Raw genomic sequence first — 12,972 nt, 5'->3', positions numbered from 1 at the left:
GCGGTACGAACGGCGAGGACTGTCCACCTCAACGAGTCATCGCTACCGCGCCGAGCGCCCAGGATTCGACACGGCACGGTCTCGGACACGACGAAGGAAGCTGAATGACTCCGACCTAGCGGGAGGACTTGGGCCACACGAGGAGACGGGGAACGGTTACTATGCGGATCATTGTCCTAAACCTGCCTGTCCCAGGAGGATTCCCCACCCCATGGCAAGACAACTGGATTCCGAGGCCCTGCGCGCTTATCGTGACATCGTCCAGGCTCAACTGGAGAAGCTTGAAGAAGAAGTGGTTCCGCAGCTGGAAAGCAGCGGCAAGCTCGGCAAGATGCCCGCATTCGGCACGATGGACGGCGCCGATGCGGCCCGCACGAACTACACCGCGTTCCACGAAGGCGTCTGGAACAGTCTGCAAGGACTGCGCGAGGCGTTGAACGGTGTCATCAACACCCTCAACGACTCCGGCGACCTGTCCGATGAGTCCGACGAGGTCGCCGCTGCCGACATGGACGCGGTCGACAGTAATCTCGAAGGCCCCGAACCGCAGCTGTAATGAAGGACCACACCATGAACACGCGTACCTCGACCCTTCCCAAAATAGCCGCGATCGCCGGGGCTGCGTCGATACTCCTAACAGGCTGCTCCGGCGGCGAAACCCCCGAAGGCAGCACTTCAGCTGCTGAGACCGGGACCGGCATGGTCGCCACGATGGAGGACTGGAAAGGCTGCTGGGCCCTGGACGACCTCCAACCCCTCCAGGACTACCTGGGAGCCGAATCTATCGGCGGCGACGGCCTGATCGACGCCGCCATGGGCGAAGGCCGCGACGGCGAAGCCCTCACCTGCTCAGCGGGCACCCTCAACCTCGCCACGGTCATTATCGGCGATGACGACCTCAGCGTTGAACACACCGGCCATGCCACAGTCCAGATGGGCGTGGTCCCTTGGGAGACCGAAGAGATCGCCTCCGAGAACTACGCCGATCGCCTAGACGATCACGAGTTCGACAAAGAGATGAACTGGGGCACAAACCACGTCAGCGATGAGACTGGCCAGCTCGGGGGCGAATGGGACGAAAGTTTCTACGAAGCCTCCAGCGACGATCAGGCCAAGTACATTCTCGCCCAAGGACGTACCGGGGACTGGATTCTCTACATCTCCATGTATGTCAGCCATGACCCTGGCCTGGAGTCCAGTCAGGAGGCGGCGTACCCGTTCACCGAGGATGAATTGGTCAACTGGGTAGTCGACGACTACATGCCCCAAACACAGATCGGCGTTCTCTCTAAGATCGAAAGCGAGCAGTAGCCATGACAGGCGAAGAGCCCGAGTTCACTGCCACCCCTTACGGCGAGACCGACGCCGGATCAGTATCCGATCAGGGCGGCCAGTCATTGCTGGTCAACGCCTGGTGTGAGAACGGCGACTGCCCGAACCACGAGCAGGACCCCGCCGAGCCTGCCTGGGTCAACCTCATGTCAGCCGTGCCCAAAGCAGACGGGACCTACGGTCTGACGACTGAACGGGACGACATACCACTGCCGAACGACCAGGACATCAACACGATCGTCGCCTCCATCCGACCAGCCAACGCGCCGGATTTTGCCTTGGACAGGATCGCCGAACACTGGATGGATATTCGAGTTCCTCTCATCGAGATCAGAGCGGCGCTGAAAACCGGCCTGGAGGAGCTCGCGAACGACTGGACCGGTTCGGACTACGACGCGTTCGAGGATGAGATCTCTACGGTCATGCGGAACGTCGCCACGCTCGTGAAGGACATCGGCGAGTCCGATTCCGACGGGATCATCGGGCTGCTGCGCGAGAAGTCCGATGCGATCTACGCCCAGCAGGGCGAGCAGGCGATCGTCTACCCCGCCCCGAAGTTCTGGCTGGAGAACACCTCCTGCAACTTCCACCAGATCCACATCAGGGCGCCGTTCTTCGACACCTGCGAGATCCACAAGGACAACGAGACCTCGCACGCGATCGAACTGGCCGGGTTCGAGCCGGACGTCATCGACGAGATCCACGGGTACCGCGAACAGCAGTACACCTCCTGGTACAACGAATACACCGCCGCCGGGATGGAACCGGCCGAGGCCGAGGCGATGGCCACACAGCGCGCCGAGGAGGACACCGACGCGTACGCCCAGAACACCGGCAACATCGGCCAAGAGGACTACCAGGCCCGCGCCGCCGAGGTCAACGGCGAGATCACCGACCGCCAGTACTCCGCCTCCACCGAGGTCTCGACGATCAACCCCGACTACGAGCCGCCCGAGAAGACCACCTTCAACGACGGCAACACCGAATTCGCTCCCTCAGGCGGACTCGACTCCGGCTCCTACGGAGGCGCACCCGACGTCACCGGCACCGGCGGCACGGGCGGTATGAACGCCCCCACCGCCCCTGCCTCCCTCTCGGGTGGCGGATCGACCCTGTCGGGCGCCGGATCGACAGGCACCGGTGGCACCGGCCTGGACAGCCACAACCCCTGGTCCACCGCAGGCGACGATTCCGACGACCTCTCCGGTGGTCTCGCCTCCGGAGGCAGCGCTCTCGGCGGAGGCACCGGTCTCGGCGGCGCGTCCAGCATGGGCGGCGCGGCCGGTCTCGGCGGCACCGGCCTCGGGGCCGGTCCCGGTGCCGGCGGGATGGGCGGCATGGTCGGCGGCAGTGGAGGCATGGGGGCAGGCCGCGGCACCGGAGCGGCAGGCGGACGAGCCGGTGCGGCGGGAAGCGGCGCCACTGCGGGCCGGGCCGGAGCCAGCGGCATGATGGGCGGCGGCGCGGGTCGAGGCGGCACCGGTCAAGGCGGCGAGGAGCAGTCCACCGGCACCTGGCTGACTGAGGACGAGGACGTCTGGGGAACCGCGTACGACGAGGAGAACGACCCCTACCTCTAGAAGTTCGATGCACCGACTCCACGGCGCTGAAACGGGCACGCCGCACTGGAGGCGGGCAACGCGACGCGGTTGCGGCGGGGCTTGCCGCACGATGAGGCCTATTACGGGCACAGCCGCGCCAGGCTGCCGCCGCGTTCCTTGAGGGCTCGGGGGCGGAGGCGCCGCCGGTGAGCGCCGTGGCCGACCGGAGCGGGCAGACGAAGCGGCGGGGCGTTTCGTCTAGGTACGAAACGCCCCGCCACTGTTCGATCGAGCTGCGGCAGACGCGGTGCTAGCGGGTCAGCCCCAGCTGGTTCATGAACTCCGCCTCATCGAAGTAGAGATGGTGTTCGGTGATCTTGCCATCACTGACAGTCGCCACGTCGCAGCTGCGGAGTTTGACCTTCTTTCCGGTCGCCTTGATCGTCTCGCCCGAAGGCATCTTTATCGGCCCGGTGTGGGTGCCGATGAAGTAGCCCTCGTCGACGGCCTTATTGTCGGACTCGATCTTGCTGATCGGCTCGTAGTGGCTGTCCGGGAAGCCGTCGATGAACTGGTGCCAGTACTGGCTTATCTGTCTGCGGCCCTTGATCTCCCCCGCGTCCGGGGTCGAGAGCACGGCGTTGTCGTCGTAGAGGTCGACCGCCGCGTCGATGTCGTGCCCTTCGATCGCCGTGTCGGTCAGCTTGTCCATCAGATCTCTGGCTCGGCCCATTGCCTCGCACCTCCTTGAGCCCGATTATTCGTGGTCTCGCGGAGTTCACAGAGGTCTTCGGGAAAATCGGTCGGCACGGCCCTGATCAGGTAGCATGCGCCTGCTCACCGGCGCTGTCGGCGATGCGATCGTCCCGCCGCCGCTGCTACCGTTATTGAAGTTCGCCTCCATTCCGTGACGGGAAGACTTCGAGACAGCCGTGACCGATCCCCAGATCCACACCTTCGGCCTGGACGCGGTCGGCCTCGACGACCGTATGCGGCTGTTCAGCTTCATCACCGCCGACCAGCGCCACGACTACCTGTGGGTGTTGCGCGCCATCGACATGGCCCGCGCGAACTACCAGGTCGTGCTCTCCACCGAGGCCGTGGCGCGGGCGCTCGACGCGCTCGCCGAGCGCGACGGGGGCTGCCCGCGCGGCGATGAGGTGGAGCTCGCCGCCCGGCTGGACTCGCTGGACGAGTGGGGCGTGCTCGACCGGACCCAGGACGCCGCACGGGCGGCGACACTGGCCGAGTACCGGCGCAGGCATTCGGTCTACCAGTTCACCGAGGCCGGCCACCGGGCCTTCACCGCCGTGGAGTCGGTACTGGGCGCGACCATGGAGGAAGCCTCCTTGTCGCGCACGGTCTTCCAGGACCTGCTGGAGGACCTGGGGCAGCTGGCCGAGGCCAACCGCGGCGGCGACGGCGATACCGTGCTGCGTCGGTTCGGGCGCATCGACCGGTCCTTGAACGACGTCGCCGAGCGGGCCGCCCGGTTCTACACAATGCTCGGCGACCTGACGCGGACCACCGAGGTCGACACCGCGATCTTCCAGGCGCACAAGGACGCGCTCATCACCCACTTGAGGGATTTCCACAACGAGTTGCAGCGGTATTCGCCGCTGTTGTTCGAGGCCGCCTCGGCAGTGGAGGAGTCCGGAGTGGAGCGTCTGGTGGAGACCGCCGCCGAGCTCGACGACCGGCCGTTCGCCACCTTCGCCGACCGGCTCGCCGACTGGCGCCGCCGCTGGGAGGGCGTGAAGGCATGGCTCGCCCCGCCTTCGGTCGACCTCGGCAGCGAAGTCGACCGGCTCTCGCACGCCACCTTCAACGCGATCTCCGACATCACCGGCATGGTCCGGCAGCTGGCCGACGCTCGCAGGGGCGGGGTCAGCCGCGAATCGCAGCTTCGGCACCTGGCCGGCTGGTTCGTGAACACGCCGTCGCTTGAAGCCGCGCACGCGCTGTTCGACGTCGCGTTCGACCTGAGCGGCCCACTGCACGTCAACCGGCCCTACGAGGAACCCGAGATCCACTCCACCGCCGCTTCGTGGTGGAAGACCGAGGCGGTCGAACTGTCGAAGACGCTCGTCGAGAGCGGCCGCTCGACCGGGAACCGGGACACCAGGGGCGCGAAGGTCAAGCGCGACGATGCGAACCGCCGCCGGCTCCAGGAACACCAGATGGAGACCGTGCGCCGGGAGCGGGAGTCGGCGCTGGCGATGGCCGACGAGGCGCGCGCCGGGTTCGAGGCAACCGTGCTGGACGAGGGCCAGCTGCAGCTGCTGCTGAGCCTGATCGACAAGGCCGTGGCCGAACGGCGCGGCCCGCTGCGGCACACCGTCTCGGCCACCGCGAACGGCATCCGGCTATCACTGTCACCTTCAGAGGTCGACGCGGTGGTCGCGAGCAAGGCCGGGACGATGCGCATCGCCGGAGTCTCGCTGTCGGTCGAGCGTTCGGAGGCGACGCGGTGAGCCGCTACGCCCAGGACGTCTCCGACTACCAGCTCGCCGACTACCAGCAGGCGGTCAGGACACTGCTGAAGCACCCGTTCGTGACCGCCTCCCATCCCGACCGCAAGGCGATAGGGAGGGTGCGGCAGTTCTCCGAGACACTGGCCCGGGATCTGAATGAGGCGTTCGGATACCAGCTGGTGGTGCGGGGCGACACCGCTCGGCTCCTGCGGATCAAGGACCGCCTCGATACCCGGCAGCCGGCGCGGACTCGCACCGGGCGGGAGTTCGACCGCCGCCGCTATGCCTTCCTGTCGCTCATCACCGCCCTGCTCGCGCGCTGCGGCGTCCAGACCACCGTCGGCGAGCTCGCAGAGCTGTTGAAGGGCGACGCGAACCGCATCGGGACGCTCGGCTTCGACGACGACCGCCACGACCACCGGCGGGCCTTCGTCGACGTGGTGGGCTGGCTGGAGGACCGCGGTGTGCTCCACGCCGCCGACGGCTCCTCCGAAGCCTGGGTGTCCGACCCCGACGAGCAGGACGCGCTGTTCGACGTCGACCGCGACGCCCTGTTCGCGCTGTGGCGCTCGCGCGTCATGCTCCAAGCGGTGTCGGGGGTGGCCGATCTGCTGGGCGAGCGCGTCGCCTCGGACTCCCAGTCGGTGCTCACCGAACGGGCCGGTCAGGCCGCCCGCCGGGCCGTCGCCGAGCAACCGGTCGCCTACTTCGCCGAGTATCCGGAGACGGTGGTGAACCACCTGCGCGGCAGCGCGATCGGCGAGGATCTGCAGCGACTGACCGGGTTGGTCTTCGAGCGCCGCCGCGAAGGCGTGCTGCTGGTGGACACGGCCCGCACGAGTGTGGAGGCGTTCCCGCGCGAAGGCGCGGTCGCGAACGCGGCGCTGCTGCTGCTCGTCGCCTGCGGTGACGAATTCACCGACCCCGACACCGAGACCGAGGAGCGGGAAGTGTCGGCGGAGACCGAGGCGGCGATGCGGCGGGCGCTCGACGAGGCGATCCCCGACGAGACGCGCTTCGCGGCCGAAGGCGACCCCGCGCCGGCGACCGGACCGTTCGACGGCAGGGTCTCCCGTCCGTTCTTGAGCGACCAGTTCGTACACGACGCGTTCGGACAGATCCTGACCCGTTTCGCGAAGAACTTCGGGCGCGACCACCACGAGGCCCCGATGCGGCTGCTGCGCGACGCGATCGACCTGCTCGAGAGGTTCCGCCTCGTCCGCCGCGTCGAAGGCGGCATCGTGCTGGAGCCTCTGGCAGGCCGCTACCGCAACACCGTCTTCCGCAAGACCTCACGACACGCATGAAGGACTCCCGCATGACACGCTTCGCCCCGACCAGAGCCGGCATCATCGGGCTGTGGGACTACGCGGACGAGGAGTTCGTCTTCGCCGACGGCTGGCTGGTCCTGCGCGGCCCCAACGGCTCGGGCAAGACCAAGGCCCTGGAGCTGCTGTTCCCGTTCCTGCTGGACGGCAACATCTCCCCCAGGAGGCTCAACCCCTTCGCCTCCCAGGACCGGACCATGAAGTCCAATCTGCTGTTCCGCGGCAAGGAGAACGGCCTCGGCTACGTGTGGATGGAGTTCTCCGACGGCGAACGGCACGTCACCATCGGGATCGGGCTGCGCGCGAGCAAGCACCAGGACGCGGTGAAACGATGGCATTTCGTGGTCGAGGGGCGCCTCGGTGTCGACTTCGGCCTCATCGGCGCCGACGACCGGTTGCTCAACCGCAAGGAGCTCATCGCGCAGCTGCCGGAGGGGACGGTGACCGACGCGGTCCGCGAGTACCGCGAACGGGTCAACACGGCCCTGTTCGGGCTCGAGACCGAACGCTACGAGCAGATGCTCGAACTGATCCTCACGCTGCGCAGGCCCCAGCTGGCCAAGGAGCTCGACCCCGAGTCGCTCTCCGACACTCTGGCGGAGGGGCTGCGCCCGCTCGACGAGCGGCTCATCGTCGACGCCGCCAAGTCCTTCGAGGACATGGAGGAGGTCTCGCGGACGCTGGCCAGCCTGCGCGCCGCCGACGAGCAGGTCGCCAGGTTCCTGACCCTCTACGGCACATACGCCAGGGCGCAGGCCAGACTCGCGGTGACGGGAGTGGACGCTCGGATGTCGGCCGTCGAGTCCTCGCTGCAGCAGGAGGCCGACGCCGAGCGGGCCGCCGGGGAGGCCCGCTCGGCGCTCGAACAGCGGACCGAGGCCGCCGAGGCGGCGGCCGAACGGGTCACTGAACTGGGCAATGCGCTCCAAGGACTCAAGGACTCCGACGCCTACCGCTCCCGTCTGGAACTGGAAGACCTGCGCAAGTCGGTCGGAGCGGCCGAAGAGCAGGCGGCGACGCTCGCGGGCGTCGCCGAGAGCAGCGCCCAGAACCTGGAGGAGGCCGAAGGCGAGGCCGAACGGCTCACCGAGGCGTCCGAGCGGGTCTCCAATGAGGTCGAACGGCTGGTCCGTGAGGCCGGCGCGCACGCGGAACGCTCGGGCACGGCATGGGAGTTCCACGACGACGCCGAAGTCCTGCGCCGCAGCGCGGCCGCTGCCGCCGAGCAGCGCCGCACGGACATGCGCCTGGTCGGCGAAGCGGTCTCGGCGCTCGACGCCGAGGCCGCCAGGCGCGGGCACGCCGAAGAGTCGGCCTCGGCCGCCGAAGTGGCCCTCGAGTCAGCGCTCGCAGCGCTGACGGCAGCGCACGGGTCGGTCGATGCCGAACGCGAGACGCTGGAAGAGCAGCTGCGGCTCTGGGCCGGCGAGCACCGCGAAGCGCTGCGAACGGACCTGGGCGAGGAGATCGCCGGCTGGGTAGCGGCGGTCGAAGCCGAGTCCGCGCCGAGCCTGCGGGAGCGGGCGACCGAGCGCACCCGTGCGGCCCGCGAGGACATCCAGCGCCGCAGACATGAACTGTCGGTCCACCTGTCCGGTGTAGAGGAAACCGTCGCCCGGACGCAGGCGGCGTGGGAGTCGGTCCGCGACGAACACCAGGACGCTCCCGAGGCGCCGCGCTGGCGCGACGACGGCAGGGCCGGCCGGGACGGTGCTCCGCTGTGGAAGCTGGTGCGATTCCAGCAGAGCGTGAGCGACCGGGACGCGGCCGCGGTCGAGGCAGCGCTGGAGGCCGCGGGCATCCTCGACGCCTGGGTCGGCGGCATCGGCGACGCCTCCGACCAGACACTGCGGGCCCTGCCCGAACCCGACCGGCCTCAACAGCGCACGCTCGCCGACTACCTGGAGTGCGAGGACGACGCCGAGCCCTCGGTCGTCTCGCCGGTACTCGGCTCGATCGCCGTGCGCAGCGCGGAGGCCGGGGACGATCGAGCCGCCTATTCGATCGTGGACCTGGACGGGCGGTTCGCCCACGGGTCGGTGGCCGGACGGGCCGCCAAGGACGCCCCGGAATACATCGGCGCGACCGCCCGCCGACGCCGCCGTGAGCAGCGGATGCGGGAGTTGGAGGCGGACCTGGACCGGCTGCGCGGCGAAGCCCGGGCGCTGGGCGACGGTGTCAGAGGGTGCGAAGCCGAGGCGCTCGAGCTCGACGGTGCCCTGCAAGCGATGCCCGGGGGCGTCGAACTGCTCAAGGCGTTGCGCGATGTCGCCGGCAAAGAACTGATGTGCTCGGCCCGCCAGGACGACCTGGAGACCGCCCGCACCAGGCTCGACGAGGCGGTGGCGCGGCAGCACGCGGCGGCGCAGCGCCTCCAGGAGATCGAACGGCGTTGCGCCCTGCTCCACAGCGACATCGAGACCGTCCGATCCGCCTTGGCGCAGTTCGAAGGGTCCGTCCGGGATCTGCGGTTCGCCCTCAAGGACCGCACCGACCTTCGTGAACGGCTCGGCGAACAGCGCGCAAGGGTCGGACGGCTCGCCTCGGCCGCCGCGGAGATGTCCTCGAAGGCCGCTGATGCCGAGGAGTCGCACCGGGGGCTGCGGGCCCGGCTCGAATCGATCGAACGGAGCCTCGACGCCGACGCGGCGACCATCTTCGAGCAGATCAACACCCTCGAAAGCGAGACCGGACAGGCCGAGCGGGAGGCGAAGGCCGCAGGCGAGCGCCGTGAAGCGGCCGTGAAAGACGATGTCCGCGCCGAGGACGCCGTCGAGAACGCCCGAGCGCGGACCGTCGCCGCGATCGGCGAGGCACGCGTGGCGAGCGCCGATCTGCGGCCGTTCTGCGACGACGACCTGCTCGGCGTCATCGGCTGCCGCACCGGACACCGCTGGCCCGGCGCCGAGGCCGATCCCGGGTCCGACGTACTGCCGGGCGCGGTGACATCGCTGCTGGAGAACCTGCGGTCGGCGACGGCCGAGGTGCAGGCCACCGAGAACAGCGCCAAGGCCGCCGTCACGCGGGTCAACAACGCCCTGCAGGAGATCATGGCGCAGCTTCCCGCGACCGGTCTCGACCATCACATCCGGTGGGACAACGCGAGCGGGATCATCGCCGTCGAGGTCGACACCGACGAAGGCAGACGCGCCATCGGCCGGTACGGGGCATGGCTGCACGAGCAACGCGAAGAACAAGAGCAGCTGCTGACCGAAAAGGAGCAGCATGTGCTCGAGGACGCGCTGCTGACCTCGCTGACCGGGCAGATCCACCAGCGCGTCCTCGAATCGAAGGACCTGGTCGAGGAGATGGACCTCGCCATGCGCGAGCGCCGGACCTCATCGGGACTGCGCATCGGCGTGTCGTGGCTGCTGAAGGACCTCGACCCGGCCGAACGGGAGCTGTTCTCCCTGTTCAACGCCGCCCCGGCGAAGCTGTCCACGATGATGCCGCAGATCCGGAGGTACTTCGCCGACCGGATCAAGCAGGAACGCGCCCGATCGAAGTCCGAGACGACCTACCGGGACCTGCTGGCCGACGTCCTCGACTACCGCAAGTGGAGGAAGTTCGAGTTCACGCTCGTGCGCCCGGACGGGAGCCGGCAGCGGCTCACCAAGCGCGTCCACTCTCAGCTGTCGGGCGGCGAGCAGTCGGTGGCGCTGCATCTGCCGCTGTTCGCGGCGGCCAACGCCGTCTTCAGCTCGGCCGCGGAACACGCTCCGCGCATGATCGGGCTCGACGAGGCGTTCGCCGGAGTCGACGAGAAGGGACGCGGCGAGTTGATGAGCCTGGCCGCCAAGTTCGACCTGCGGTTGATCATGACCGGATTCGACCTGTGGGCGACCGTGCCGGAAGTCGCGGGCGCCGCCCACTACTCGCTCAGCCACGACGAAGCGACCGCGATGGTCTCGGCGATGCTGATGGTCTGGAACGGCGCAGAGAACACCGAGGCCTACGACTACGACGGTTCCCTGGCGGCCTCGCTCGGATCGCCCGGCACCAGGAACGCGCCGTCGTGACCGGTCCGGGCCCCGAATGGCGGCGACTGCTGGAGGCGGCCGCGGCTGCGATGGAACGCGAGCAGCGCAGTTTCTCGATCAGCGCCCCCAGCACCGCGGAGCGCCACCTCGTCAGCGGCATCACCGGGAGCCACCGGCGCGCTTCGGTGAAGACCCTGCGGGTGCCGGTGTCGGTGCTCCGCGACTACGTCCGGGAGGCGTTCGACGTCGAACTGGCTCAGCTCATCCGCTCCGAGCTGGGCGTCGAGATCGGGGCCGCGCGCCGACGGCGACTCGAACGAGCCGACGGCATCGAGCGGCTCTTGTCGGAGGCGGGCGCCTCGCCGCTGGCCCGCTTCGACTGGTTCGCAGTCTGGCTCGAATCGCTGCGCGCGAACGGGACCCTCGCTGCTCTCGCCGCCGACGGGGAGAGCCTCGGGCCCGTCGTTCGGATGTTGGAAGCCCTTCCCGCAGAAGACGAGCCGCTGCCGGTCCTCAGTGAGCGGCTCCTCGGCGACACCAAGGCGCTGGCCTCTGGACGCCGCCGCACCATGCTGCTGCGCGCTTTGGCCGCATGGCGGGACATCGACCATCCTGAGGACGCCGAAGCCGAACGAGAGCTCCTGGAGTGGGGAGGCATCGTCTCGGACGACATCGCCAGCCAGGTACTCGTCCTGAACGTTCCGGTCGAGGGCGGAGTCGTCGGCGAGTGGATGCGCTCGGCCGGTGGCGTTCCGTTTCGGCTCACGCTCCAGCAGTTGCGGATTGAGCCCTTCACCGTCGCCGCGCCGGTCGTCCGGGTCGTGGAGAATCCGTCGATCCTGCGCGCCGCCGCCGATGCGCTCGGAGCCGACTGCCCGCCGTTGGTGTGCACGGAGGGCGTGCCGTCCGCGGCCCTGTACCGCTTGCTGGAAGCCGCGGACGGCACGCGAGTGCTGTGGCGGGCCGATTTCGACTGGACCGGCGTCCGGATCGTCAGGCGCGGGCTCGAACGGTTCGGCAACGCCGAGCCTTGGCGCATGTCGGCCGCGGACTACCGGAAGGGCGCCCCTGGGATCGCCTTGCGCGGCAAACGCACCGAGGCTCCTTGGGATCAGGGGCTCAGCGACCTCATGGACACGGCGGGTCGCGCGGTCATGGAGGAGAGCCTCCTGGCGACGCTCCTCGGCGATCTACGTGACGACGGCCGCCCAGCCGGGGAGCCGTCAAAGAATTAGTCCTCGAATTGCTTGGGGCCGTTGCTGTCTCTCGTGAGTGTTCTGAGCCGGTCCTCGGTGGTGATGCGGTGGGGGCCGGGTTGACCCAGTTGTCCAGGGTGGTCGAGTTGATCCCGAGATCGCGGGCGACCTCGGCGACTGTTCGACCGGTCTGGACGACCATCTGCACAGCCTCGGCCTTGAACTGCGGGCTGAACTTCCCGCGCTTCGCGGACATGATCGGAATCCTCTCAGATCAGGATCCCTGTCTAACATCCTTGATACACCTCACTGTTTTGCTATGCACCCCAAACCGTCTCACCCAGGACCCCCTCTGCGCGCCCCCGGAACCTGCACAAGCCCTGCCAGACGGTGAAGATCGGTCCGCTTGGGCCCCAGGGGTCTTCCGGTCTCAACGTCGACTGACATGGCCGACGGCATCGACGTGGTGACCGAAGACCTCGTCACCCACGCCTCTCACATCGACATTCTCCGGGAACGGTTCGGCGCCATCCTGCCAGCCATGGACTCAGTCGAGCAGGACAACGAGGCGTACGGCATCATTTGCCAGTTCCTGCCCCCGGTCCTCGCCGGACGCCAAGCCGACCAGCGAGAACTGGTCGAGATGGCGCAGGAGAACCTCGAACTACTCGCCCAAGCACTGCGCGACACCGCCGAAGACTATGACGCGGCCGATAAGGCAGCCGCCCAGGAGCACGATCAGCTCCAGAACGAACTGTAAGAGCAGGAAGGGCTCTCATGAGTGACCTCGTCGCCACCGAATCGGACGTCCCGTCCCAACCCGGCGCGAACGTCGCCGGGGGCGGCATCATCGAGTCCTATACCGGCCTCGCGATGACCATCGACTCCGGCTCTTGGATCAACGCCTCAGTCGCCGGGCTCGGCGTCGCGATGGAGACCGTCGGGGCGGTCATCGACCCCATCGGCACCCTCGCCTCGGCGGGCGTGGGTTGGCTGATCGAGCACGTCCACCGGCAAGCCCACGTCGATCACACGGGGCGATCCGCCCACCACGGTGCAGTTGTCGATCGACAGTCGGGACGCCATCGTCGACCCCTCGGGGAAGCGCGTTCCCAGGAACG

The 12,972-nt window shown here is 68.3% G+C and carries 10 protein-coding genes; 8 read left to right on the top strand and 2 right to left on the bottom strand.

Annotated elements, in window-relative coordinates:
- Positions 1–211: 211 nt before the first annotated feature.
- From L0U85_RS09405 to L0U85_RS09395, 3 genes are read left to right on the top strand one after another with little or no spacing between them, the layout of a single operon-like run.
- A complete protein-coding gene (locus L0U85_RS09405; protein WP_241377503.1) occupies positions 212–556 on the top strand; it encodes a hypothetical protein in 345 nt (114 codons plus the stop codon).
- Positions 557–570: 14 nt separating this feature from the next.
- Positions 571–1,311, top strand: coding sequence for a hypothetical protein (locus tag L0U85_RS09400; RefSeq protein WP_241377502.1), 741 nt, complete (start codon positions 571–573; stop codon positions 1,309–1,311).
- Between the two features lie 2 nt (positions 1,312–1,313).
- Positions 1,314–2,912 (top strand): hypothetical protein, encoded by a 1,599-nt coding sequence (locus tag L0U85_RS09395; RefSeq protein ID WP_241377556.1) that lies wholly within the window; start codon positions 1,314–1,316, stop codon positions 2,910–2,912.
- Positions 2,913–3,183: 271 nt separating this feature from the next.
- On the opposite strand, the gene L0U85_RS09390 is transcribed toward L0U85_RS09395, so the two are convergent.
- Positions 3,184–3,606, bottom strand: coding sequence for an ester cyclase (locus L0U85_RS09390; RefSeq protein WP_241377501.1), 423 nt, complete (start codon positions 3,604–3,606; stop codon positions 3,184–3,186).
- A gap of 199 nt (positions 3,607–3,805) precedes the next feature.
- Between L0U85_RS09390 and L0U85_RS09385 the strand changes: the two genes are divergently transcribed.
- The 5 genes from L0U85_RS09385 to L0U85_RS09365 all read left to right on the top strand — a co-directional run bounded on the left by L0U85_RS09385 (position 3,806) and on the right by L0U85_RS09365 (position 12,611).
- Positions 3,806–5,347, top strand: coding sequence for a TIGR02677 family protein (locus tag L0U85_RS09385; RefSeq protein WP_241377500.1), 1,542 nt, complete (start codon positions 3,806–3,808; stop codon positions 5,345–5,347).
- Positions 5,344–6,654, top strand: a complete 1,311-nt coding sequence (locus tag L0U85_RS09380) for a TIGR02678 family protein (RefSeq protein ID WP_241377499.1) — start codon at positions 5,344–5,346, stop codon at positions 6,652–6,654. Before L0U85_RS09385 ends, L0U85_RS09380 begins: the two co-directional genes overlap by 4 nt.
- 11 nt (positions 6,655–6,665) lie before the next feature.
- On the top strand, positions 6,666–10,694 hold the full coding sequence (locus L0U85_RS09375; protein WP_241377498.1) for a TIGR02680 family protein: 4,029 nt from the start codon (positions 6,666–6,668) through the stop codon (positions 10,692–10,694).
- Positions 10,691–11,890, top strand: coding sequence for a DUF2399 domain-containing protein (locus L0U85_RS09370; protein WP_241377497.1), 1,200 nt, complete (start codon positions 10,691–10,693; stop codon positions 11,888–11,890). Before L0U85_RS09375 ends, L0U85_RS09370 begins: the two co-directional genes overlap by 4 nt.
- A gap of 406 nt (positions 11,891–12,296) precedes the next feature.
- Positions 12,297–12,611, top strand: a complete 315-nt coding sequence (locus L0U85_RS09365) for a type VII secretion target (protein ID WP_241377496.1) — start codon at positions 12,297–12,299, stop codon at positions 12,609–12,611.
- A 146-nt stretch (positions 12,612–12,757) separates the two neighbouring features.
- On the opposite strand, the gene L0U85_RS09360 is transcribed toward L0U85_RS09365, so the two are convergent.
- Positions 12,758–12,937: a hypothetical protein gene (locus tag L0U85_RS09360; RefSeq protein WP_241377495.1), complete on the bottom strand. Its 180-nt coding sequence runs from the start codon at positions 12,935–12,937 to the stop codon at positions 12,758–12,760.
- Positions 12,938–12,972: the final 35 nt, after the last annotated feature.

Origin of the sequence: Glycomyces sp. L485 (assembly GCF_022548875.1) — a bacterium.
Taxonomy (GTDB): Bacteria; Actinomycetota; Actinomycetes; order Mycobacteriales; family Micromonosporaceae; genus Glycomyces.
This window is presented reverse-complemented; position numbering and strand designations above follow the sequence as displayed.

What these genes read in the sequence shown, in the direction of transcription:
- L0U85_RS09375 (WP_241377498.1), top strand. Translation starts at nt 6,666, where the DNA reads ATGACACGCTTCGCCCCGACCAGAGCCGGCATCATCGGGCTGTGGGAC.
- L0U85_RS09405 (WP_241377503.1), top strand. Translation starts at nt 212, where the DNA reads ATGGCAAGACAACTGGATTCCGAGGCCCTGCGCGCTTATCGTGACATC.
- L0U85_RS09360 (WP_241377495.1), bottom strand. Translation starts at nt 12,937, where the DNA reads ATGGCGTCCCGACTGTCGATCGACAACTGCACCGTGGTGGGCGGATCG.
- L0U85_RS09390 (WP_241377501.1), bottom strand. Translation starts at nt 3,606, where the DNA reads ATGGGCCGAGCCAGAGATCTGATGGACAAGCTGACCGACACGGCGATC.
- L0U85_RS09395 (WP_241377556.1), top strand. Translation starts at nt 1,314, where the DNA reads ATGACAGGCGAAGAGCCCGAGTTCACTGCCACCCCTTACGGCGAGACC.
- L0U85_RS09400 (WP_241377502.1), top strand. Translation starts at nt 571, where the DNA reads ATGAACACGCGTACCTCGACCCTTCCCAAAATAGCCGCGATCGCCGGG.
- L0U85_RS09365 (WP_241377496.1), top strand. Translation starts at nt 12,297, where the DNA reads ATGGCCGACGGCATCGACGTGGTGACCGAAGACCTCGTCACCCACGCC.